Here is a 23,323-nt window from a genome sequence, read left to right as displayed (position 1 = left end):
TATCAATTTACTTTCAATGGGAATATAATAGTGCTGATAACTTTTAAGGGATGGGATTTGTGCGCGTAGGAATTTGCATAATTATATTAGTGTCTTTTTTTGCTTGTGCACAAGACATGCTTTTACATTTGCGTAATAGCGATATAATTACCCGTGCCAAACAGTTTTACGGCGATGCAGGCCACCAACGAATAAAAACGTGGCTGAGTTTTATAGATGACTCTGCCGACAAAAGCGAATGGCAAAAAATTCATTTAGTTAATGACTTTTTTAATAAGCATATAAAGTACAAAACCGATGACGATCTTTGGCAAAAAAAAGACTACTGGGCCACCCCACTAGAAAGCTTAGGTGTAGGCATGGGTGACTGCGAAGATTATGTTATTGCTAAATACTTTACTTTAATCGCTTTGGGTATCCCAGAAGAAAAAATACGCTTTATGTATGTACGCCAACGTACCGTTAATCAACCGCACATGGTATTAATATACTTTGAACAACCTGACCAAATACCGTTGGTGCTCGACAACTTTAATACTAAACTAGTGCCTGCTAGTAATCGTGGCGATTTAAAGCCTATATATAGTTTTAACGGCCAAGGCTTGTGGTTAGCCAAATCGAAAGGGTTAGGTAATAAGGTTAAGAATAGCCGTGGAGTTTCTGCTTGGAACACTATGCTAGAACGAATTGAACAAGGTGAGCTTGCGCCCGCTAATGGTAACAACAAAGGAACTAGTAGTTATGTCTCGAATCTTTAAATATGGATTGAGTTTGAAGACCCAAGTTTATGGCTTGATCATTTTAATTTCGATTATTTCATTTTGTGTACGCGTTATTACCGACGTGGATACCACTCGTAATTACTTACAAACGCAAATGGCCAGTCATGCGCAAGACACCGCTACTAGTTTAGGGCTTTCTATCTCTCCTTATTTAGAAGACGACAGCCTAATGATTGCCGAGACGATGGCAACCGCTATTTTTGACTCTGGTTACTACAGTGAAATTAAGTTTACTGATGTACAAAATAATACTGTATTTGAGTTACAAAACCCTAAACGCGTTGAATCAGTTCCTAGTTGGTTTATTAGTGCTGTTGAACTAAGTGCGCCAACTATGCATTCTGAAATAAATAATGGCTGGATGATGGCAGGTACACTCGATGTAACTAGCCATACTGGGCAATCGTATTTAACCTTGTGGCAACACACACTACGCAGTTTATATAGCTCGTTTTTACTATTGGCTGCATCACTCGCTATTGCGTTTTTAATTTTACGCGCCGTATTTAAGCCATTAAAAGCAGTAGAAGATCAAGCCACTTTAGTAACTCGCAAACGCTTTACCTTAAATAAAGAAATACCGGTTGCACGGGAGCTACGCACCGTTACACAAGCCATTAATAACATGGTTATAAACTTACAAAGTACGTTTGATTCATTAACCAAGCAAACTCAAGCACTGACCGAAGAAGTATATATAGATTCGTTAACGGGATTGGGTAACCGGAAGTCGTTTGAAAACCACTTTAATTCTGTTGTAAATAATATTTCAGACGATGCGCCAATTACTGCGTTGATGCTTACCCTGCCCTCATTAAATAATATAAACCAAATAGTAAGTTACCAAGATGGTGACCATCATGTATTAGATGCAGCCAAAATACTGAAACATGTCACAGAAGAGTTACCAAATTCAACGGTATTTAGATTGAATGGCGGCACGTTTGTGTTACTTGCCCCGTATGACGTTTTATTTTTAAACAAAGCTCGTTTGGAGCTAAGCGATACATTAAGTAAAAAAGAAAATAGTCTACACATAAATGGCTATGCAAATTTAGCTATAGTTGCAGTTGAACAAGGTGTAAGTGTTGGTGAAGTTCTGTCGTTGCTTGACACCGGGTGTACTATAGGCGAAGACACTACAATTGATAATAACGATAAAGAGTCACTATTTAGCGTTAACCAATGGCGTAAGCTGATTAAGTCGATTATCAATGCGGGTGAAGTGAGCTTTTCGGTACAGCCCGTAAAACAAGCTAATAAAGTTAATTCTCAATGTTACTTTGAAGTGTTTTCTCACTTTATCCATGATGGCGAAAAAGTAAATAACGGCCACTTATTTGCCATGGCCGAAAAGTTAAATTTAACCGAAGAACTCGATAAAAAAATTATACGCAATTTTGTTGATATTAAAGAGCAATACCCAAATGAAGTATTTGCACTAAATCTTAGCAAGGCATCTTTATATTCAACTGACTTTATAGAATGGCTTACTCTTTACTCGCATACTAAGCCGGTTATAAAAACTAACTTACTCTTTGAACTGCATGAAATAAGCTTATTGTATAATGTGCATGTTGCATCGTTACATATAGATGCAATTAAAGAGTTGGGTATTAATGTATGTATTGAGCACTTTGGTACCAGCTTAACATCGTTTAGATATTTACAAGGTCTTGATATTGAATATGTAAAAATTGATGGTAGCTACATTCAAGACTTAGTAACTAATCCGCAAAGCCAATTTTATATTCAAACAGTTAACAATATTTGTCATGGTTTTGGGATTAAAGTTTTAGCCTGTTTAATTGAAAAAAACGAGACTTTAGAAATACTTGAAGACCTAGGATGTGATGGTGTACAAGGTAATTTAATACTGCCACCATCAAAAATTATCAAATCTAATGAAAATGGCGTAAATAAAGAGTTTACTTTTTGCACCGATGCGCTAAAATTTTGCAATTAGTACTCAACCAAGGGACGAGAAATGAAAAAATTACTTTTAGCTGGCTTAGTCGCTAGCGCAACAGCACTTACTGCTCTTCCAACCTATGCACAAACGGATAATGCTGCGGTGGTTCAAGAAGTGGGCATAAATAGCATAATTGATATTCTGAATAATGTAACAGCAGATACTTCACCTGAGCAATTACGCGAAGATTTAGTAGAAGCTATTAAACGCATTTGTAAAAACAAAGAAGAAGTTAAGTTAGACGAAAAGCTGCTTAATGGCGCATGTGGCGCTGCAGATATTGATGCAATGGTTGCCGCTGTTGTAGCTAACTTTGGTGCAGATAACCCTTTAATTTCTGACTTTTTAGCTGCACTTACAGCTGCAGGCTTAGACTCTGATGCAATTACACTGGCAGCAATTACTGCGGGTGTTGATGCTACGACCGCTTCTGAAGCAACTGCTGCAGGTCCGGGTACTGGCCAGCCAGCTCCACCAGTAATAAGCTTACCAACATTACCTACACCTCCAGGTTCTGGTGGTACAGGCGGTGATAACGGTATATCTGAAGTCGGTAACTAGTTTTTACTTTTAGTATATTTAAACGCAGCCTATTGGCTGCGTTTTTACTTTGTTTGAGTTTATTTTGAATCGCTTTATATTCTTTCTTATTTGTTTGACCCTATTTTTACTCCCTCTTCCTTTAGGTAGTTACCGACCTTGGGCAATTTTAGCTATTGGCATTTTAACTAGCTTTACCTTTATTACTCACCTTACCCACAGTGTGTTAAATAACAACCAATCGCTGTTTCCACCCCGCTATTCTTGGCCACTATTTTTTACTCTAAGTGCAGTTGTTTTAGTTTGTGGTATACAACTATTTAGCGTAAGCGTTGATGCATTTCAAACCAAACAAATGTTATTAAAAACCAGCTTTTTACTCATGTTGAGCTGGCTCGTATTTAACTACTGCAATAGTGCCGAGCGAATTAAAAAATTAATTTATGCTGTTATTTGTGCCGGTGTATTTCAAGCTTTGTATGCTAGTTATTTAAACTTATCACCCGATATAGTAAGCCCTTTGTTTGGTTACAAGCACACAGACCGCGCTATTGGCACCTTTACCTACTCTAACTTTTTAGCTAACTATTTAGCGCTGTGCTTATGCTTAGGTATTGGTGTTTTAATCAGTGAACTAAAACGCTCTAACAGCGGTTATCAGCCCACTGTAAAACAAACATTACGCGCTTGGGCCGAAATATTATTGAGTTCTAAAATAATTTTACGAATTTCGTTAATTATTATTATTGTGGCGCTTATTTTAACTCGCAGCCGTATGGGTAACTCGGCCTTTTTTATCGCTTTAATTATAGTGAGCTTACTGGCGCTGTTTGTTTATAAGCAAAAGCCTAAGGCCTTTAAATTGCTGATTGTGAGCTTTTTCATTATCGATTTAATCATTATTGGTGCCATTTTCGATGTAGAAAAAGTAAAACAACGTATTAGCGAGACTAGTTTGCAATCGGAAACACGTGATGAAGTTGTCCGCGACTCAATTCCACTTATTTTAGATAACCCGTTATTAGGCTCTGGTGGCGGTACTTTTTATACTGCGTTTCCTGCGTATCAATCTGAGCCCTACTCTGGCTACTACGACAATGCGCATAACGATTATGTACAATTTGCAGTTGAACTGGGTATTCCTGCCACAGCGTTGCTAGGGCTGCTAGTGCTTTATTGTTTGTGGTTATGTATTAATACTATGAGAACACGTAAAACAGCGCTTTACCAAGGTGTTGCGTTCGGTTGTGCAACGGCCATTGTAGCCATGATGCTGCATTCCTCGGTTGATTACTCCTTGCAAGCCGGCGCAAACTCAATGCTGTTTATAGTAGTACTTTGTTTAGCTATATTAACCAATAAGTTACCGGCACCAAAACGGATTAAAAAACGACGAAGTTAACGGGCTGCGGGGGTCGGGTTACGGGCCTAATCTCGAAACCCGTCGCCCGTCGCCCGTCGCTCGCGACATTAAAAAAATGACGCGACATGAAATCACTGCTACAAGCTGGCAATAATAGCGACCTAATTCTTGTATTAAATCACTGCTCTTCTAAATCAAATTCGGTGGTATGGCCGTCGCCGTGGATTAACTGGTACCTTGCTAAATTACCCGCTTCAAGCGTGACTAAACTAATCGCTGAATCGCTTACTAGATACTTTTGCCCTTTGCCTTTAGTTTGGTGTTTGTCTACTTCCATATGCCAGCGTTTGGTAAAAAAGTTTAGTGGGCTTTTGGGGCCGTATAAAATAGAGTCGAGCTTGTCGAGTACATTTATTAGCTTTCGCGGAAACTCATTTTTAATGCCACTTGCAGTCAGTTGCCAAATTCTGTTGGGGTGATCACCAAAACGTTTTTGCACCGAAAAACAAAATGAATAATGTACATCGCCGGATAAAATCAGCGTTTCGTTTGGGGTGTCGGTACGCCTAAAGGTGTTAAGTAACTTTTTGGCTGAGCCTTCGTGCGCCATCCAGTTTTCTACATCAACCATAAGTGGTTGCCCACACATATTAAACACCGCTTGAATTGCCTCTATCGATTTAACCCCAAACACGGGAGCAGGCGATACAATAATTACTTGGTCATGGCTTAATAGGCTTTCTTCAAGCTCTGTGAGGCGTTCCCAATCAAGTAAACCTGAAGGTTCGTTAAAGTTTTGCTCGTTACGCCAACGATGCGTACGGGTATCGAGCACCACCACTTTAGGAATGGTCATTAACTCATAATGCCAATGGCTAAAGTCGTTAAGGTGTTTATCAAACGCTTTAAATTGCCATTGCTTGTCGCCAGCTAAGCAGTCGTTAAAAGGGCTCAGTAACGATCCGGTTTTTTGTAGTGCGTCGTTGCCCATACCCTGAAACAACCAATAGCTCGCTAAGCCATTATTTACAATACGCTTGCTGCTAGGGTTTTGATTAATGGCTTGCTCCCACCCTGCGGTGAGGTTCCAATCGTCGGTTACATCATGGTCATCAAACATCATTAAGGTAGATACATTGGCAAACAATCGCTCTACCTCTGCTAAACCTTGTGCATAGTCAATTAATGCGGCTTTTTCTGCATTAAATAGCGTTTGATTTTTTTCGTTACTCCCCGAGTAACTTAAGTCATTTAAGTCATTTAAGTCATTTAAGTCATTTAAGTCAATGTATTGCCATGCTTGGCTACTAAAATTAAGCAAATATAGCGCTACAAACTCTTCAAAATGAATTAGGTGGTTATACGCTTTTACACTAGAAAAATGCGGTTCGTCCTTTTTTAACCAATAGCCAATACCTAGTTTTGAGCGATTTTTCCATGAGGTAGTTGGCAGCAAGTAATGGCGACCATACAGTTGCTCTGCAATGTCAGCGGGTAAATCTAAATCAAGTGGCTGCTCTTTATAAATACCTAAGTGCTTAATTAACTGATGTATCGCTAATAACATGGGGCCAGCTACATCGTCGGCATAAATTTGATCGCCCGAAAGTAATAATAATTGTGCCCCCTGCTGCTCATTACTTCGTTGTACAGCTTGCCAATGGCTTGAACTTACTAGGCTGTCTTTTGCAGGATGATGCGCATTGCGGCACGAACCATGTAATATTTGTGTCAGTTTTTTGGGGATCACAAATTCAGGTAATGGCTTATTGTTAAAGCTAAACGCAGATAAATCAACAGGGCTATCATCAAAAAATAGTTGGTATGATAATAAGGTATCGCGCGGGAATTGGCTGTTTATAGGTTTAATTACCACAAACTGTAAGAATAAATGCTCCCCTAGCCTTATGGTGTCTTGTTCGCTATAACATTCGTGGCTAATTAGCTCTAGACGGCAATTTACTGGCTTTGAAGTAGCAAACTGAATACATACTGCGGTTTTTTCTGCTCGGCGCACCATGGGCCCCATAAATAACAGTGGGTGTTGCACCGAGAGAGTCGTCATGAGGTTAGCCTTTAGCTGCTAATTTAAATAAAGAGTAAAAGTTATCAGTAGTGGCTTTTGCCAACTCGTTAAAGCTAATGCCTTTGAGCTCACTAATGTAATAAGCAACGTCTTCAACATACGCTGGCTGATTAGTTTTACCACGATATGGTACTGGCGCTAAGTAAGGCGAGTCGGTTTCAATAAGCAGTCGATCGAGTGGAATTTGTTTTACTACTTCTTTAAGCTCTACCGCATTTTTAAAAGTCACAATGCCTGAAATAGAAATATAAAAGCCCATATCAATGGCTTTTTTGGCCATATCCCAATCTTCAGTGAAACAGTGCAATACTCCACCGCAATTTTCTGCTTTGTGCTCACGCATTAAATTAATAGTATCGGCACGGGCATCACGGGTATGAATAATAAGTGGCTTTTGTAATTCATTAGCTACCTCAATATGGCCAACAAAACTCGCTTGTTGCACTGCATGAGTGTCTTTTGCATAGTAATAATCAAGCCCAGTTTCGCCAATGGCTACTACTTTGTCGTGTGAGGCTAAATCAATTAATTGCTGTTTATTGAGTGCGTCTTTTTGATCAAGCGGGTGCACACCACATGACGCAGAAACGTCGTTGTAATGTTTTATTTGCTCTAGCATATTGGGGAACTGATCAAGTGTGACGCTTACACATAAAAAATGTTCTACTTTTTTAGCGCGAGCGTTATCAAGTACTTGGTCTAGGTTTAAATCGAGTTTATCAAAATCAAGACGGTCTAAATGGCAATGAGAATCTACAATCAAAATAAGGCCTGTTTTTACTACATGGTATAAGTTGGATTGCCGGAGTTTAACATAGTCCCCAGCAGTTTTTCGATCTTCGCGTTTAGATTGGTTTTGTCATCTAAAAAGCTAATGCCGATCCCCGGTGGATTTGAGCTCTGAGCGCCTTGTGGAGTGACCCACGTAACCTTTCCGGTTACCACGTCATCTTCTAGCGCATCTGGCAAGGTAACGCGTAAGGCAAGTGAATATCCTGGTTCATAACGCATATTGGTGCGTACAAATAAGCCACCTTTTTTTAAAAAAGGCATGTAACAGCGATATAGTTCGTCAAGGTCGTCTATATCTACTAATAGCTCTTGCATATTTAGTCCTTTTTATTGGTTACGTAATATGTACGCTAGTCGTGATACCGCAAGCGGTAAATTTAGCCCAAGTATTTGTATATTATTCTGTAAAAAATCATTCAGCGCTTGCTGAGCTACTTGGTAAGAGTCAAAACTCATACCATTTAAAAGCTGTTGTTTAAGCTGCTCACTCAAAAATAAAGTGAAAATACGAACAAGCTCAGGCTGTTTATTTATTATATCGACTAACGCATTGAAATTATGGCTTTGTTTAAACTCAGTTGCAAATTTATAAAGCGTATCAATATTTTCTAGCTGATTTTGCTGTTGCCACTGCTTTACTTGTAGTGGTTGGCTAAAAAATAACGACAACCACGGATAATTAGGCACATCTAGAGAGCTAAGCCATTGTTGAGCTAATTGATTATTAGTTACTTTAACCTCGGTTTTAGCACAACGGCTTAAAATAGTCGCTGGTAACTGCGCCACTTGGCTGGTAGTCAAAATTAAAAACCGGCTATTACTTGGCTCTTCAAGGGTTTTTAATAACGCATTAGCGGCTGCGGTGGTCATTTTTTCGCAGTTTTGAATAATCGCTACTTTATTGCCATTTTGAGCCGCGGACTGGTGCATAAAATTGCTTATGCCGCGAATATCATCAACACCTATGCTTTGCCCTTCTACTTGGGTAATGCGTTTGTCTGGGTGTGTACCCGCTAAGTTTAATGAGCAACTTTTGCATTGCCCACAAGGTCTTAGTACGCTAGTGGGGCTACTTAACTGTGCTTGCGTATTTTGGCATAACAAACTGTTTGCGAGTTGCTCACTTAGTTCAAATTTGCCAACCCCAATGGGCCCACAAAACAGTTGCGCATGATGAAAACGTTGCGCTTTATAGCTTTGAGTTAAGCGTTGCTCTACCTCATTAAGCCACGGCAATGCCATATTATTTTAACCCTGAAAAAAACGTGCGTAGTACATTGGTAATATCACGGTGCACTTTATCGATGCTTTGGTTGGCATCAACTGTTTTTATGCTGTCGTCATCATTTGCAAGCTCAATGTAACGCATACGGGTGCGCTGAAAAAACTCAATGGCTTCTTGCTCAATTCTATCTAGCTCACCACGGCCTTTTGCACGTTCAAGGCCAATAACAGGGTCTATATCTAAGTAAATAGTTAAATCGGGTTTTAAACCTTTTAACACCATAGACGATAGCGACGCTAACGTGTTTGCACTAATTCCTCGCCCACCGCCTTGATACGCCTGTGACGATAAATCGTGACGATCAGCCAATACCCATTGGCCTTGTTCAAGCGCTGGGTTGATCACATTATGCATTAGTTGTGAACGCGCGGCATACATAATTAGCAGCTCAGTTTCAAAAGCTATTTCTTCTTGGTGTTCTGCTTTTACTAAAGTACGTAACGATTCAGCCAGTGGTGTTCCACCGGGTTCGCGCACATTGATAAAATCAACATGGTGATGATTTAAAAAATCTTGGCACAGGGCAATGGCGGTAGATTTACCCGCGCCCTCTAGGCCTTCTATAACTATAAATTTTGGTTTCATAAACACTAATTCTTTTTATTTAAAATATACTGGTTAACCGCCGCATTATGTTGTTTTAATGTGGTTGAAAACTGATGGCTACCATCGCCTTTGGCTACAAAGTAAACATACTCGCTTTTGGGCGGGTTTACCGCCGCTAAAATGGCTTCTTTGGAGGGCATGGCAATCGGTGTGGGCGGTAATCCGTTAATACGATAAGTATTATACGGCGTGTAATTTCTTAAGTCTTTACGTTTGATATCGCCGTCAAAATCTTCGCCTAGTCCATATATTACGGTTGGATCGGTTTGTAAGCGCATATTGGTATTTAAGCGATTAATAAACGCCGAAGCAATTAACGGGCGCTCACTGGCAAGCGCGGTTTCTTTTTCGATAATAGAAGCCATTATCAGGGCTTCATAGGCGGTATTGTAAGGTAAATCACTTGCCCGTTGCTGCCATGCATCTGCCAATGTTTGCTGCATTTTTTGCGCAGCGCGTTTTAATAAACTACTCGCGCTGTCGTTACTATGATAATGATAAGTATCGGGAAATAGCCACCCTTCAAGGTGAGTTTGCTTGCCGATTATTTGCTCGCCAAGCTGTTCGAGCTTTAAATCGTTTTGTAAATGTGGAGCAATTTTTACCGTATTTAATACATCTCTAAGTGCTTGACCTTCAATAATGGTAAAACTAAAACTAATTTGCTCACCCTGGTTTATTTTTTTTATGTTGTTTATTACGCTATCTGCGCTTAGCTCGTACAAACCTGCTTTTAGGTCAGTCAAGGTTGGATCGAGTTTAGCTAATATTTGAAACCGCCAGCAATCCTCTAGCCACTGCTGCTGTTGCCATTGGCGACATAACTTATTAAAACCGGTGCCTTTTTCAACTTTAAATTGGGTATTAGTAGCTACCTTTAGTGGCGTTTGAATGGTTGCTTGTAATTGCTGGTAGCCAATCACAGAGCTAAAGAAAGCCAGTAGTAATACTGATAATATAACTTTTAACACTAAGCCTCCTTGGCTAGTAACTCGTTTAGTAATGATTGGCTGTGCACAATATCAAAATAGTGCTCGTCTAGGCTTTTTACGGGCACAATTTTCATTAAGCTGTTACATAAAAATACGGCGTCTGCTTGGGTAAGGTCATCAACGCTGACAGTTTTAAATTCAACAGCTAATTTATCACATAAAGATTGTAGAAAAACACCTTTAATGCCGCATTCATCTAGCCTTGGGCTAAATACTTTATTATTTTTTATTGCAAAAATATTAGCCGCTGAGGTTTCAATTACATTGTTGTTGCAATCAAGGACTAACGCATCATCGCTGTGCTGAGCTTGCAGGGCATTTTTGATCAATACTTGTTCGAGCCTATTTAAAGTTTTAAGCCCAGCTAAATGAGGTTGAACGGCCAGCTTAATCGGGCTAATAGCTAAACTAATGCCCGTATCTGGTAAGCTATTGTAATGTTTTGGATAAGGTAAAACACTCACAATAATATTTAAATTACATTCACTTGGTGGCGCATAGCCTCGCCCGCCCTCGCCGCGTGTTACCACGATTTTAACAACCGCTTGCGCCTGTGATGCTACTTGCTGAGTAATGTGCGACTCAAGAGCTGTAAACTCAAGCGCCGGAAACCCTAAACGCTGCGCGCATTCAATCAAGCGTGCTTTATGATAAGCCCAATGCTCAACCTGTCCATCAGTAATAATTGCGGTGGTAAAAAAGCCATCGCCATAGTTTAAGCCCCTATCACGGGTGCTTATGCTACTGGTTTCGTTTGCTGCTATTATTGTTTGCATATTTTTTTACACATAAAAAAACCCAGTTAAACAACTGGGTTCTTATTGTCGTTCGTTGTTAAAAAAGATTATACCTTTTTAAACAGTAACGAGCCATTAGTACCACCAAACCCAAATGAGTTACACAAAGCGTAATCAAGTTTAGCATCACGTGCTGTATGCGGTACGTAATCTAAATCACAGCCTTCGTCTGGGTTATCTAAGTTAATTGTTGGCGTCACTTTTTGCTCGGTCAACGATAAAATAGACACTATCGACTCAACAGAACCTGCAGCTCCAAGTAAGTGACCCATCATAGATTTTGATGAACTTACCATTACATCTTTAGCTGAATCACCAAAAATGGTTTTAACTGCTGACGTTTCTGCTTTGTCACCCGCATGAGTAGACGTACCGTGTGCGTTAATGTAGCCAACTTGCTCAGCATTTACTTGCGCATCGTTTAATGCGTTTTCCATTGCCAGGGCTGCACCTGCGCCATCTTCTGGTGGTGAGGTCATGTGGTAGGCATCACCACTCATGCCAAAACCAACAAGTTCTGCATAAATTTTAGCGCCACGGGCTTTAGCGTGTTCGTATTCTTCAACAACCACCACACCGGCACCATCGGAAAGTACGAAACCATCACGGTCTTTATCCCACGGGCGAGACGCTGCTTGTGGATCGTCATTACGCGTTGAAAGCGCACGTGCGGCGTTAAAGCCACCCATTCCAATTGGCGTACATGCTTTTTCTGCACCACCGGCAACCATTGCATCGGCATCGCCGTAGGCAATCATACGTGCGGCGTGACCAATGTTGTGCAGGCCTGTAGTACATGCCGTTACAATTGAAATATTAGGACCACGGAGGCCATGCATTATCGATAAATGACCCGAGATCATATTAATAATGGTAGACGGTACATAAAACGGCGATAACTTACGTGGGCCGCTGTTTAATAATTTTACGTGGTTTTCTTCAATAAGGGTTAAGCCACCAATGCCTGAACCCACCGCTACACCAATGCGTGATGCGTTTTGTTCAGTAACTTCGAGGCCAGAATCTTGAAAAGCTTGAACACCCGCTGCAATGCCATACTGGATAAATAAATCCATTTTTTTAGCATCTTTTGGTGACATGTAAGCCGATGCATCAAAATCATTGATTAAACCAGCGAAGTGAGTACCAAATTTTGATGTATCAAAGTGGGTAATATTTTGAATACCACTTTTAGCATCTAATAAGCCTTGCCAGGTTGATTGAACATCATTGCCTAGCGGCGTCAACATTCCTAAGCCAGTTACGACGACACGACGTTTAGCCACGGTTTGCCTCCAATAAGGAATTATTATTATACCAATTAACTTAGCTCAGTTTATTTCAGCGCTAACGCTGTTGCTAGTTATGTTATTAGTATTGGGGATGATCATACCCAAGCTACCTCAAAGTGCGAGTCTCAAACCAATAACCAACGCTGAGCAATAACAATTTAATTGCTGATGATGAGTGAGGGTTTGGAATTGAATCATGGACTTTGAGGTGGTTTGGATATAAAGATTAAAGGCAGCGAATGCTGCCCTTAATTTGCGATTAATTACTCAGCGTGAGCTGTAACGTAATCGATTGCAGATTGTACTGTAGTGATCTTTTCAGCTTCTTCATCTGGGATCTCAGTATCGAACTCTTCTTCAAGAGCCATTACTAATTCAACAGTATCAAGAGAGTCTGCACCTAGGTCATCAACGAATGAAGCTTCGTTTTTAACTTCTTCTTCTTTAACACCTAGCTGTTCGATGATAATTTTCTTTACGCGTTCTTGGATATCGCTCATTCTTCTTTCCTTTATTAAAAACGCCAATGCGTTATTTTCAGATTGCGGCGTAGTTTACGTCCGATAATTCTCTGATTCAATCTTTTGACCATAAATAATTTGCTGGTCAAACCTCTTGAGTGTTTATTTTATCTTTTATCGCTTATTTTCACAGCGATTTCAAGTATGTTTAAAGCAAGTTTGCGAAAAATTCAATATTTTTTAGCAAACCCGCATGCAATTTATAGTTTATTTAATTCGCATTGCGAACTTAAACCATGTACATCGCACCATTTACATGCAAAGTTTCACCTGATACATACGCAGCGGCGTCAGATGCTAAATAACATACTGCAGCTGCAATCTCATCTGGCTGACCTAAACGACCCGCAGGTACGTTTGCAAGCGTTGCTGCTTTTTGCTCATCTGTCAAATCATCGGTCATGTCTGTTTGAATAAAACCAGGTGCTACCACGTTTACAGTAATACCACGAGAAGCTACTTCACGCGCTAGTGACTTAGAAAAGCCGATAACACCCGCTTTAGCTGCTGCATAGTTGGCTTGACCCGCATTACCCATAGTACCCACTACGGAGCCGATATTGATGATACGGCCGTTCTTTTTCTTCATCATTGGGCGAAGTACGGCCTTAGATAAACGGAAGATAGAACTTAAGTTGGTATCGATAATATCATCCCACTCATTTTCTTTCATGCGCATCAATAAATTATCGCGCGTAATACCTGCATTATTTACTAATACATCAATATCACCTAAATCGGCTTTAATTGCCGCTAATGTCGCCTCAATCGATGCAGGATCGGTTACGTTTAACGCATAGCCCTTACCGTTATCACCTAAGTAGTCACTAATTTTAGCCGCACCCGACTCGCTTGTTGCTGTGCCCGCTACTTTTGCACCTTGTGCTACTAATGTGTTTGCAATGGCCTTACCAATACCACGGCTAGCGCCAGTGATCAGGACAACTTTGCCCTCTAAAGAAAATAAATTACTCATTTTATATACTCTTATTTAGCTGAATCGATTGATGCAAGGTCGTTAACTGAACCACACACCATCGCTTTATCAATACGTTTTGCAAGCCCGGTTAGTACTTTACCAGGACCAAATTCATAACTTTGCGTTACACCTTGTGCAACCAGTGCTTGAACCGTTTCGGTCCAGCGTACTGGGCTATACAGCTGGCGCACTAATGCCTCTTTAATTGCATCTGCTGAACCTTCTGCTTTTACATCAACATTATTAATTACATCACACTTAGGTGTATTAAATGTTAAAGCGGCTAAATCGGCGGCTAATTTCTCAGCAGCTGGTTTCATTAGTTCACAATGCGACGGTACGCTTACCGATAATGGCAGTGCACGTTTTGCTCCGGCTTCTTTACAAGCAACAGAGGCTCTATCAACTGCATCTTTATGACCGGCAATAACCACTTGCCCTGGCGAGTTATAGTTTACTGGAGAAACCACTTCACCTTGTGCCGCTGCTGCACAAGCGGCTTTAATTTCATCGTCGCCTAAACCAATGATTGCGGCCATAGAACCTACACCAGCAGGTACGGCTTCTTGCATGTATAAACCGCGATTTTCAACCAGTTTTACGGCTTCGCTTAAACTGATCACATCGCTACATACTAAAGCTGAATACTCACCCAAGCTGTGACCTGCCATAACGACGTCTGCATCTGGGTTTGCAGCTAACCAATGACGATAAATAGCCACGCTTGCGGTTAATAGTGCAGGCTGAGTACGGTGTGTTTGATTTAGTTTTTCTTCTGGACCGTTAAGTACAAGGTCTGCTAGATCGTAACCAAGTGCGGTTGAAGCTTCTGCAAATGTGGCTTTTACTATGTCAGAACTCGCTAGTAGCTCTTGTAACATACCCACAGTTTGCGAGCCTTGACCTGGAAAAAGAAGTGCAATTTTTTGTGCCATAATTTGCTCTTATAATTAAACAAAATAAATAATGTGTAACACGGCACGTTAACTGTTATTCAACCGCCGTGTCTTTAGAATGTGTTTTTTCGAAAATAGCAGCTATTTTATCTGGAAGTTGACGTTCTACTTCTTTCACTGCTTCGTCGATTGCAGCATGAAATGCTTTAGCTGAGGCATTTCCATGACTTTTAACAACAATACCGCGCAATCCTACCAGAGAAGCGCCGTTATACTGGTCGGGGTTCACTCTTTTATAGAGTTTTTTTATGATTGGCGCCAACATAAACGCCATACACTTGTAAACGACGTGCTTTTCAAGGGCACGGGTAAACTTTTTCATGATAAGTTTAGCAATGCCTTCACAGGTTTTAAGTGCAACATTACCAACAAAGCCTTCACAGACAATAACATCGGCCTTGCCAGAAAAAATATCACTGCCTTCACTGTAACCAATATAATTAATCAGCTCGCTTTGTTGCATTAATTGTGCGGCTTGCTTAATTTCTTCGTGGCCTTTTATATCTTCAGCACCAATATTCAATAAACTCACTTTAGGGTTATCGCAGCCAAGTGCTTGACCTGCAACCACTGATCCCATAATGCCAAACTGATACAACATTTGTGCATCACAATGCACGTTGGCGCCTAAATCGAGTAGGTAAACGGGGTTTTTACGTTCAGTAGGTACAGCAGAGATAAGTGCGGGACGTTTAACCCCTGGAAGCATTTTTAATACGTAATGCGCCATAAAAAATAGCGCCCCTGTATTGCCAGAGCTAACACAGGCTTGCGCTTCACCCGATTTAACTAAATCAAGGGCAATTCGCATGGAGGAATCTTTTTTTGAGCGTACAGCAACAGCGGGTTCGCAGGCATTGGTAACAACGTCGTTACAATGGCGAATTATTAATCTGGGATGAGAAAGTGAATCGAGTGATTCTAATTGTTTAGCTATTACTTGCTCGTTGCCACATAAAATGAGTTTTAAGTTGGCATTAGCATTTACCGCACGAACGGCTGCGGGTATAGATGAACGGGGGCCATAATCGCCCCCCATCATATCTAACGCTATGGTTAGATTAGTCAGCATATAAGCAATCTCTTAGTTAGAAATTACTTGAACGCCTTTGTAGTAACCATCTGCAGTCACATGGTGACGACGATGAGTCTCACCAGATGTTTGGTCTACAGTTAAAGTTGGACCACTGATCGCATCGTGTGAACGGCGCATGCCGCGTCTTGCACGAGACTTTTTGCTTTTTTGTACAGCCATAGTCTTCTCCTAAGAATCTTTCTTAAGTTGTTTCAAAATATCAAATGGATTTGGTTTATCATCTTCCGCCTTTAAAACACCAAAGCTGGCAGGCTCTGCTGTATAACTGCATGAAGCTTCGTTGTGGGTAGGCACTAATGGCACTGCTAAAATAAGTTCGTCTTCGATTAGCTCAAATACGTCTATTTCACCATTTTCATCAAGTGCTACTTCGTCGTAGCTTTCTGGAAGATCATCTGACTCTGCATCCAAACCGACTGGCGAATACACAAAGTCTTGATCCAAATCCAACCCTAAATCACCATTACAACGTTGACAAGTTACAGTTACGTGTGTGGACAAATTGCCACTAATCACAACTAAACCTTGCTCATCGTTTTTGCAATGAATTTTTACCGCTATTTCACCTACTTCTTCCTGGATAACCCCTCGTAAACGAGGAAGTTTCTCAAGCGGTACAACGCCGTCATACTTTAAACGATGCTGAGCTGCTTTGCCCGGATGAAGGGTGATGGGAATTTTCACCTTTTGCATAGGGGCTGCATCATATAGATAGTTAGTAAGTTAGTCAAAGTAAAAAACCAATTTTACGTTGTTTTTCACGTGTTTTACTCACGGATCTGATTTATCCTAACTCAATCTGATTTACGCTAGGAAAACATGCCATGAAGCACCCCCTTATATTAGCCTCAAGCTCGCCATTTAGGCAGTCTTTATTACAAAAATTTAATCTGCCGTTTGAAACGTTTTCGCCAGATGTTGACGAAACGCCGCATAAAAACGAAACACCAAGCACGCTTGTTAAGCGCCTCAGTGAATTAAAAGCAGCTGCAGCCGTCGCTCATTTTGACCAAGGTCTCGCGATTGGCTCAGATCAAGTTGCTGTATTTAATCAGCAAATATTAGGTAAGCCGCACAATAAAGAAAACGCAATAAAGCAATTGAGCTTATTTAGCGGGCAAACAGTCACTTTTTTAACTGGCTTGTGTGTATACGATATAGACACTAAGCAATGCAAAACCATTGTTGAGCCATTCAATGTGACCTTTAAAACGTTAACAACGGCGCAAATAAGTGCTTATTGCGATGCAGAGCAACCTTATAACTGTGCAGGAAGTTTTAAAAGTGAAGGCTTGGGTATTTGTTTATTTGAGAGACTCAGTGGTGATGATCCAAACAGTTTAATTGGTTTACCACTCATTAAACTCAGCCAATTATTGGCTGAGTTTGGTGTTGATGTATTAGCAGCTCAAGTGCCTAGCGCAAATTAACTGATTAACCGAGTAATATATTTTGCAACTGCTGATAGTTGTTAGCGGTTGCAATCGGGGTTAATTCATTGAGTTGCGCAGCGTTGTGCACACCCATGGTTACCCCTATTCTATCCATACCTGCGGCTTTTGCCATTGCCATATCTATTTGGGTGTCGCCTATCATTAGCGCTTCATCAACACTTACCCCTAGCTCTTCAAGCAATTGATAAAGCATATCAGGAGCTGGCTTTGATTTAGCGTCGTCACTGGTTCGCGTAGCACTAAAAAAGTGACGCAACTGGCTTTCATCTAGAAGGCGTTCCAGCCCTATTCGGCTTTTACCTGTGGCAACCGCCAATATTACGCCTTGGCTTTTTAACGCAGTGAGTACCTGTGCAACGTGATCAAACACCGGTGTTGGGGTGGTATCAAGTGCATATTGCTGTTTATACCCTGCAATAAGCGCTTCGTGATGCTCACTGCGTTCAGGGAACAAGGTTGCGATTGCGTTTTCAAGCGATAAACCAATAATATTTTTACTGGCGGTATCGCTTGGCGGCTCAATATTAAGCGATTGGGCACTTTTGCGAATGCAATTAACGATTTTGCTAATTGAATCCATAATGGTGCCGTCCCAATCAAAAATTACTAGCTTATATTTTTTAATCGGCGTTAAATTCACGCTTTTGCTGCTCTAAGTTTAACCAAACAGCTTGATAGTGCTTTATCCAGCGGTGCTTCTACTCGCATGGTGGTTTCGTTTTTAGGATGGTAGAAGCTTAAATCATGAGCGTGTAAAAATAAGCGGTTTAAACCACGTTTACGCATTGACTCGTCAAACCCTTGGTCGCCGTACTTATCATCACACGCAATGGCATGACCTTGGCACTGAGTGTGCACACGAATTTGGTGAGTACGACCAGTTACAGGGGATGCTTGTACTAATGAACAATCGTTATAACGCTCAAGCACTTTAAAACGAGTATGCGACGGTTTACCTTCCGTGTTATCAACACGTACTACGCGCTCACCCGATTTAAGGGTATTTTTACGCAAACCTTCCGTTACATTTTTTGTTTTAGAGTCCCATTGGCCTTCTACCAATGCCCAGTAATTTTTTTCCATGGTTTTTTCGCGTAATTGCTCATGCAAAGCGGTCAGCACTGAGCGACGCTTAGCAATAAGTAAACAACCTGAAGTATCGCGGTCTAACCGATGCACTAGCTCAAGGCTGCGCTCTTCTGGGCGTAAAACACGTAATGCTTCAATAAGCCCGTAGCTTAAGCCACTACCGCCATGCACAGCCATGCCTGAGGGCTTATTAATAACAATTAGGTATTTATCTTCAAATAATATATCGTCTTCGAGGCGCGTTACTTTATCGAGTTTTGACGGTACAAACTCTTCACGCTCTGACACTCTAATTGGCGGTATACGAATAACGTCGTCTAGCTGCAATTTATAAACAGGCTTAATACGTTTTTTATTTACACGCACCTCACCTTTACGAAGAATTTTGTAAACTGCGCTTTTAGGCACCCCTTTTAAATGGGTAATAAGAAAGTTATCAATACGCTGACCTAAGTGGTCTTCGTTGATAGTGACAAAAGTTACTTGTAAGCCGGTTTTTTCTGACATTGCCTAATCACTGATTTAAGTAAAATAATTTAGTTGCTAACACGGTTATAATAGTGGGATAATCAGCAGCGCAAATATTTATTATTTGCAAATAACAACGGTGCTTTTTAACACAACAAAACATTCGTGATGCACATTCTGGGTAACCGATCATACAGATCCGAGTTAAGTTTTCCAAAGCTTTTATACATACCCAGTTAACACGTGCGCACAACTAACGGCAATGCGCGTAATATATTGCTGGTTAAGTTTGAACATGAATTGATTTTTAATGTGATAGTAAAAGCAATGAACAGATAATTTGTCTGATAGTGACGGCGTAAAAACACGCCGTTCAGAATTCGCTCAAATATTGTAGTAGTACCGTACAGCAGCTTATTTAGAACTAAAAAAATCTAATAAATAAGCGTTCATTAACATCGGTAGCGATTTTTGCTCATAAAATAGATAACGGTAGTTTTAAAAACGAAACTATGGTTTGAACCTAAAGAGCCCTACGCACCTAATATGAATGCATTTAACAAGATTGATATGACAGGCCAACTTCTGGATAAAACGTGTATTGAGCTAAATAGCCGACACATTTGAATCCTTTTAGAATTTAATAGCGTGATAACACCCTATTGTTTGCCGGCATTTAAAATACTGCGTACCAAAATACAGAGCCGTTCCGTTAAAGACCCAGTCGTGAGGCTGCACATTCTAAAAATAGGAACACCTGAACAGGCGAGAAAAACATCGTCATGTCAGCGACATAAACTAGTAGAGTAACATTATGAAACGTATGCTAATCAATGCAACGCAGCAAGAAGAAATGCGCGTAGCACTGGTTGACGGCCAGCGCCTATATGATTTAGATATAGAAAGCCCAGGTCACGAACAGAAAAAAGCCAATATTTACAAAGGCAAAATCACACGCATTGAACCATCTTTAGAAGCGGCATTTGTTGACTACGGTGCTGATCGTCATGGTTTCCTTCCATTAAAAGAAATTGCTCGTACTTACTTCCCGCAAGGTTACACCTTCCATGGTCGTCCGAATATTCGCGACGTGATCAAAGAAGGTCAAGAAGTAATCGTACAAGTTGATAAAGAAGAGCGCGGCCAAAAAGGTGCAGCATTAACTACCTTTATCAGTGTTGCCGGCAGCTACTTAGTGCTTATGCCTAACAACCCTCGTGCTGGCGGTATTTCTCGTCGTATCGAAGGTGATGAGCGTACTGAACTTAAAGAGTCGCTAAGCCGCCTAGAACTACCTAAAGGTATGGGCTTAATTGTACGTACTGCGGGTGTTGGTAAATCGTTTGAAGAACTAAACTACGATTTAAAAGCATTATTAGTCCACTGGGAAGCCATTCAACAAGCGGCAGACAGTGCTAAAGCACCATTCTTAATTCACCAAGAAAGTAACGTGATTTTCCGCGCTATTCGCGACTATTTACGTCGTGACATTGGTGAAATTTTAATTGATAAGCCACGTGTTTTTGAAGAAGCTAAAGCGCACATTGAGCGTTTTCGTCCTGACTTTATGAGCCGCGTTAAGCTTTATCAAGGTGACACACCATTATTTACGCATTACCAAATTGAAAGCCAAATTGAGTCTGCGTTCCAACGTGAAGTGCGTTTACCGTCAGGCGGTTCAATTGTTATTGACCCTACTGAAGCACTTACCTCTATTGATATCAACTCGTCTAAAGCAACAAAAGGCGGTGATATTGAAGAAACAGCACTTAACACCAACCTAGAAGCAGCGGATGAAATTGCACGTCAACTTCGTTTACGTGACTTGGGTGGTTTAATTGTTATCGACTTTATTGATATGACACCTCCACGTCATCAACGTGAAGTAGAAAACCGCTTAAAAGATGCTGCTCGCCCAGATCGTGCTCGTGTACAAATTGGCAAAATTTCGCGCTTTGGTTTACTTGAAATGTCGCGTCAGCGCTTACGCCCTTCACTAGGTGAAGCAAGCCAAGGTGTTTGTCCACGTTGTAGTGGTCAAGGTACTATTCGTTCAAACGAGTCAATTGCACTATCAATTTTACGCTTGATTGAAGAAGAAGCGATTAAAGACAACACTGCACAAGTAAACGCACAAGTGCCTGTTGCCGTTGCCGCTTATTTATTAAATGAGCAGCGTCGTAGCGTTCACCGCATTGAAAAGCATCATAAATGTGATGTAGTGATTATTCCTAATCAACACATGGAAACACCACATTACGAAGTTATGCGTTTACGTAAAGACGAAACACTTGAAACAGTAAGTTATGAGCAAGTTGTTGCGCCTGAGCCTGAAGCATTTGAAATGTCTAAATCGCCTGCAGCATCTGTACGTGAAGAGCCGAAGCTTAAAGGTGTCGTTATGCCTTCTAGCCCTGCTCCACAAGCAGCAGCAAAAGCAGCGCCGGTAGTAGAAGCAAAAGCTGAAATTGGCTTATTTACTGCACTTGGTAAATGGATTAAGTCGTTATTTGCAAGTGAAAGTGAGCAAACAACACAAGAGTCTACAGATAAGAAATCTCAAGAGCGTACCAATAACAACCGTGGCAATGATAATCGTCGTCGAAACAACAACCAACGTCGTCGCAATAATAACCCACGTAATAAACCACGCAACGAACGTAATACAGATTCTGAAACTAAAAATGAGTCAGCACCTGTAAATGATACGCAAGAAAAGAATGAAAACCGCAATAAGCGCCGTCGTAATTCAAATACGCGTAAACGTCCTGAGCATAAAACAGAAGATAAAACGCAAGTAAAAGCAGAGGCAACTCAAAAAGCGGATACTGCACCTAAATCTGATAAGAATGCTGAGCCAAAAGAGCAAAAGCCTAAAGTACGTCGTCAACGTCGTAATTTACGCAAAAAAGTTCGCGTACAAGACGAAAGTGCTGAGCAAGTTCAAACAATAGAACAAGCTGTTGAGCAACCTGTGGTGAAAGAAGAAAAGCCACAAGTGAAAGAGCAAGCACCTGTTGTTGAAAAGCAAACGCCTGTATCAGATGAAAAAGCACCTGCACCTGCTAAAGAACAAGCAGAAGCTGTTGTTGATTCAAACGATAACGCAGTATCACAAGATGAAGAACAAGAGCAAACACGCACTCGTTCACGTCGTTCACCACGTCATCTTCGTGCATCAGGTCAGCGTCGTCGTCGCCCTGAAGGTGAAAACGCGCAAGAAAAGTCTGATGAAGCGCCTGCGTTTGTACCCGTTGCTGATCAAGCTGCAGCTGAATATGAAGCAGAGCTAAAAGCAAAAGCACATAAAACGGCCGTTGATGCCTCTGATGCAGTTGAACAAAACATTGTTGAAGAAGAGTTAGCGAAAACTGAAGAACCAGTAAAAACTGAAGAACCAGTAAAAACTGCAGAGCCAGTTAAAACTGAAGAACCAGTAAAAACTGAAGAACCAGTAAAAACTGAAGAACCAGTGAAAGCTGAAGAACCAGTGAAAACTGAAGAACCAGTGAAAGCTGAAGAACCAGTGAAAGCTGAAGAGCCAGTTAAAACTGAAGAACCAGTAAAAACTGAAGAACCAGTGAAAACTGAAAAACCAGTAAAAACTGAAGAACCAGTGAAAGCTGAAGAGCCAGTTAAAACTGAAGAACCAGTAAAAACTGAAGAACCAGTGCAAACTGAAGAGCCAGTAAAAACTGAAGAACAAGTGCAAACTGAAGAAGTCGCTGTTGAAGCTGAAACCGCACCGGTTAGTGCTACTGAAACTCCTGTAGAAGCTAAAGAAGCGCCTGTAGTTGAAAGTCAGCCTGAGAAAGTGTCGCAAGCGAGCTCAGCTAATGTAAACGCTAAAACAGTGATTACAGCTGGACATGCAAGTGCGCCAATGGCACAGCCAACACCAGTAGCTGATAGCGAAATAAAGCATACATCAGTTGCAATGGCACATGACAAACGTGAGTTAATCCCTGACAGTGGCCTTCGCCCTGGCTCGGTAAAACCTGCTGGTCGTGCAAGCTCAGCAATGACTAAAACACTTAATGCTGAATAAGCACTAAGTTTAGTTAACAGCTAAAAAACCGCGTTAATTGATTTTAACGCGGTTTTTTAATGCCTGATATTTATGTAACTCGCAACGGGGTTCGGGCTGCGAGGAGCGGGTTAAGGTTAAAACATTTGAAGCTTCGCTTCACACGTGAGCAAGCTCTACGTCTACCAGTTATCTGCTAATACCTGTTTTATCTTCTCATTTAATC

Annotated in this window: 22 protein-coding genes; 6 read left to right on the top strand and 16 right to left on the bottom strand. The window is 40.9% G+C overall.

The annotated features are described in order from the left end of the window. The first annotated feature begins 59 nt into the window (after positions 1-59). From ACNSN3_RS05455 to ACNSN3_RS05440, 4 genes are all read left to right on the top strand, one after another. Positions 60-758: a transglutaminase-like cysteine peptidase gene (locus ACNSN3_RS05455; RefSeq protein WP_054200716.1), complete on the top strand. Its 699-nt coding sequence runs from the start codon at positions 60-62 to the stop codon at positions 756-758. Next, positions 742-2,748, top strand: a complete 2,007-nt coding sequence (locus ACNSN3_RS05450) for an EAL domain-containing protein (RefSeq protein ID WP_418608719.1) — start codon at positions 742-744, stop codon at positions 2,746-2,748. Before ACNSN3_RS05455 ends, ACNSN3_RS05450 begins: the two co-directional genes overlap by 17 nt. Before the next feature lie 21 nt (positions 2,749-2,769). Further along, on the top strand, positions 2,770-3,315 hold the full coding sequence (locus tag ACNSN3_RS05445; protein ID WP_418608718.1) for a hypothetical protein: 546 nt from the start codon (positions 2,770-2,772) through the stop codon (positions 3,313-3,315). A gap of 64 nt (positions 3,316-3,379) precedes the next feature. Continuing rightward, complete coding sequence (locus ACNSN3_RS05440; protein ID WP_198527812.1) at positions 3,380-4,696, top strand: O-antigen ligase family protein; 1,317 nt, start codon at positions 3,380-3,382, stop codon at positions 4,694-4,696. A 139-nt stretch (positions 4,697-4,835) separates the two neighbouring features. On the opposite strand, the gene ACNSN3_RS05435 is transcribed toward ACNSN3_RS05440, so the two are convergent. From ACNSN3_RS05435 to yceD, 14 genes are all read right to left on the bottom strand, one after another. Then, positions 4,836-6,722: an alkaline phosphatase D family protein gene (locus tag ACNSN3_RS05435; protein WP_418608717.1), complete on the bottom strand. Its 1,887-nt coding sequence runs from the start codon at positions 6,720-6,722 to the stop codon at positions 4,836-4,838. 4 nt (positions 6,723-6,726) lie between these two features. Next, on the bottom strand, positions 6,727-7,506 hold the full coding sequence (locus ACNSN3_RS05430) for a TatD family hydrolase (protein ID WP_024601403.1): 780 nt from the start codon (positions 7,504-7,506) through the stop codon (positions 6,727-6,729). Between the two features lie 17 nt (positions 7,507-7,523). Next, a complete protein-coding gene (locus ACNSN3_RS05425) occupies positions 7,524-7,850 on the bottom strand; it encodes a PilZ domain-containing protein (RefSeq protein ID WP_010389644.1) in 327 nt (108 codons plus the stop codon). Between the two features lie 12 nt (positions 7,851-7,862). Further along, positions 7,863-8,777 (bottom strand): DNA polymerase III subunit, encoded by a 915-nt coding sequence (locus tag ACNSN3_RS05420; protein WP_418608716.1) that lies wholly within the window; start codon positions 8,775-8,777, stop codon positions 7,863-7,865. Position 8,778: 1 nt separating this feature from the next. After that, on the bottom strand, positions 8,779-9,405 hold the full coding sequence (gene tmk / locus ACNSN3_RS05415) for a dTMP kinase (RefSeq protein ID WP_010389641.1): 627 nt from the start codon (positions 9,403-9,405) through the stop codon (positions 8,779-8,781). 5 nt (positions 9,406-9,410) lie between these two features. Then, complete coding sequence (gene mltG / locus ACNSN3_RS05410) at positions 9,411-10,397, bottom strand: endolytic transglycosylase MltG (protein WP_138571355.1); 987 nt, start codon at positions 10,395-10,397, stop codon at positions 9,411-9,413. Continuing rightward, positions 10,397-11,194: an aminodeoxychorismate lyase gene (pabC, locus tag ACNSN3_RS05405; RefSeq protein ID WP_418608715.1), complete on the bottom strand. Its 798-nt coding sequence runs from the start codon at positions 11,192-11,194 to the stop codon at positions 10,397-10,399. Before pabC ends, mltG begins: the two co-directional genes overlap by 1 nt. Before the next feature lie 68 nt (positions 11,195-11,262). After that, positions 11,263-12,501: a beta-ketoacyl-ACP synthase II gene (fabF, locus tag ACNSN3_RS05400; protein ID WP_054200708.1), complete on the bottom strand. Its 1,239-nt coding sequence runs from the start codon at positions 12,499-12,501 to the stop codon at positions 11,263-11,265. A 269-nt stretch (positions 12,502-12,770) separates the two neighbouring features. Beyond that, a complete protein-coding gene (acpP, locus tag ACNSN3_RS05395) occupies positions 12,771-13,007 on the bottom strand; it encodes an acyl carrier protein (RefSeq protein ID WP_008109873.1) in 237 nt (78 codons plus the stop codon). A gap of 250 nt (positions 13,008-13,257) precedes the next feature. Further along, complete coding sequence (gene fabG, locus ACNSN3_RS05390) at positions 13,258-14,004, bottom strand: 3-oxoacyl-ACP reductase FabG (RefSeq protein WP_010389634.1); 747 nt, start codon at positions 14,002-14,004, stop codon at positions 13,258-13,260. 11 nt (positions 14,005-14,015) lie between these two features. Next, entirely contained in the window at positions 14,016-14,942 is a 927-nt protein-coding gene (fabD, locus tag ACNSN3_RS05385) for an ACP S-malonyltransferase (protein WP_054200706.1), read from the bottom strand. Between the two features lie 55 nt (positions 14,943-14,997). Further along, the gene (gene plsX / locus ACNSN3_RS05380; protein ID WP_418608714.1) at positions 14,998-16,035 is read right to left on the bottom strand and encodes a phosphate acyltransferase PlsX; all 1,038 of its coding nucleotides are present in this window, start codon (positions 16,033-16,035) and stop codon (positions 14,998-15,000) included. Between the two features lie 12 nt (positions 16,036-16,047). Beyond that, positions 16,048-16,218: a 50S ribosomal protein L32 gene (gene rpmF / locus ACNSN3_RS05375; RefSeq protein ID WP_008109865.1), complete on the bottom strand. Its 171-nt coding sequence runs from the start codon at positions 16,216-16,218 to the stop codon at positions 16,048-16,050. A gap of 9 nt (positions 16,219-16,227) precedes the next feature. Then, positions 16,228-16,752, bottom strand: a complete 525-nt coding sequence (gene yceD, locus ACNSN3_RS05370) for a 23S rRNA accumulation protein YceD (RefSeq protein WP_008109862.1) — start codon at positions 16,750-16,752, stop codon at positions 16,228-16,230. Positions 16,753-16,883: 131 nt separating this feature from the next. Here yceD and ACNSN3_RS05365 point away from each other — a divergent pair, with 131 nt between their 5' ends. Beyond that, positions 16,884-17,489, top strand: coding sequence for a Maf family protein (locus ACNSN3_RS05365; RefSeq protein ID WP_418608713.1), 606 nt, complete (start codon positions 16,884-16,886; stop codon positions 17,487-17,489). A 4-nt stretch (positions 17,490-17,493) separates the two neighbouring features. On the opposite strand, the gene ACNSN3_RS05360 is transcribed toward ACNSN3_RS05365, so the two are convergent. Both ACNSN3_RS05360 and rluC read right to left on the bottom strand, forming a co-directional pair. Further along, positions 17,494-18,153 (bottom strand): HAD-IA family hydrolase, encoded by a 660-nt coding sequence (locus ACNSN3_RS05360; protein ID WP_418608712.1) that lies wholly within the window; start codon positions 18,151-18,153, stop codon positions 17,494-17,496. After that, positions 18,150-19,109 (bottom strand): 23S rRNA pseudouridine(955/2504/2580) synthase RluC, encoded by a 960-nt coding sequence (gene rluC, locus ACNSN3_RS05355; RefSeq protein WP_054200702.1) that lies wholly within the window; start codon positions 19,107-19,109, stop codon positions 18,150-18,152. The genes ACNSN3_RS05360 and rluC overlap by 4 nt, the downstream gene beginning before the upstream one ends. 775 nt (positions 19,110-19,884) lie before the next feature. On the opposite strand from rluC, the gene rne reads away from it, so the two are divergent. Continuing rightward, a complete protein-coding gene (gene rne, locus ACNSN3_RS05350) occupies positions 19,885-23,118 on the top strand; it encodes a ribonuclease E (RefSeq protein ID WP_418608711.1) in 3,234 nt (1,077 codons plus the stop codon). The last annotated feature ends 205 nt before the right edge of the window (positions 23,119-23,323 follow it).

Source organism: Pseudoalteromonas sp. US3C1004 (assembly GCF_048401065.1).
Taxonomy (GTDB): Bacteria; Pseudomonadota; Gammaproteobacteria; order Enterobacterales; family Alteromonadaceae; genus Pseudoalteromonas; species Pseudoalteromonas undina.
This window is presented reverse-complemented; position numbering and strand designations above follow the sequence as displayed.

Excerpts from the sequence above, each read along its gene's own strand:
- ACNSN3_RS05450 (WP_418608719.1), top strand. The coding sequence starts at position 742 with ATGTCTCGAATCTTTAAATATGGATTGAGTTTGAAGACCCAAGTTTAT.
- ACNSN3_RS05445 (WP_418608718.1), top strand. The coding sequence starts at position 2,770 with ATGAAAAAATTACTTTTAGCTGGCTTAGTCGCTAGCGCAACAGCACTT.
- ACNSN3_RS05435 (WP_418608717.1), bottom strand. The coding sequence starts at position 6,722 with ATGACGACTCTCTCGGTGCAACACCCACTGTTATTTATGGGGCCCATG.
- ACNSN3_RS05425 (WP_010389644.1), bottom strand. The coding sequence starts at position 7,850 with ATGCAAGAGCTATTAGTAGATATAGACGACCTTGACGAACTATATCGC.
- ACNSN3_RS05420 (WP_418608716.1), bottom strand. The coding sequence starts at position 8,777 with ATGGCATTGCCGTGGCTTAATGAGGTAGAGCAACGCTTAACTCAAAGC.
- tmk (WP_010389641.1), bottom strand. The coding sequence starts at position 9,405 with ATGAAACCAAAATTTATAGTTATAGAAGGCCTAGAGGGCGCGGGTAAA.
- pabC (WP_418608715.1), bottom strand. The coding sequence starts at position 11,194 with ATGCAAACAATAATAGCAGCAAACGAAACCAGTAGCATAAGCACCCGT.
- acpP (WP_008109873.1), bottom strand. The coding sequence starts at position 13,007 with ATGAGCGATATCCAAGAACGCGTAAAGAAAATTATCATCGAACAGCTA.
- fabG (WP_010389634.1), bottom strand. The coding sequence starts at position 14,004 with ATGAGTAATTTATTTTCTTTAGAGGGCAAAGTTGTCCTGATCACTGGC.
- fabD (WP_054200706.1), bottom strand. The coding sequence starts at position 14,942 with ATGGCACAAAAAATTGCACTTCTTTTTCCAGGTCAAGGCTCGCAAACT.
- plsX (WP_418608714.1), bottom strand. The coding sequence starts at position 16,035 with ATGCTGACTAATCTAACCATAGCGTTAGATATGATGGGGGGCGATTAT.
- rpmF (WP_008109865.1), bottom strand. The coding sequence starts at position 16,218 with ATGGCTGTACAAAAAAGCAAAAAGTCTCGTGCAAGACGCGGCATGCGC.
- yceD (WP_008109862.1), bottom strand. The coding sequence starts at position 16,752 with ATGCAAAAGGTGAAAATTCCCATCACCCTTCATCCGGGCAAAGCAGCT.
- ACNSN3_RS05365 (WP_418608713.1), top strand. The coding sequence starts at position 16,884 with ATGAAGCACCCCCTTATATTAGCCTCAAGCTCGCCATTTAGGCAGTCT.
- rluC (WP_054200702.1), bottom strand. The coding sequence starts at position 19,109 with ATGTCAGAAAAAACCGGCTTACAAGTAACTTTTGTCACTATCAACGAA.
- rne (WP_418608711.1), top strand. The coding sequence starts at position 19,885 with ATGAAACGTATGCTAATCAATGCAACGCAGCAAGAAGAAATGCGCGTA.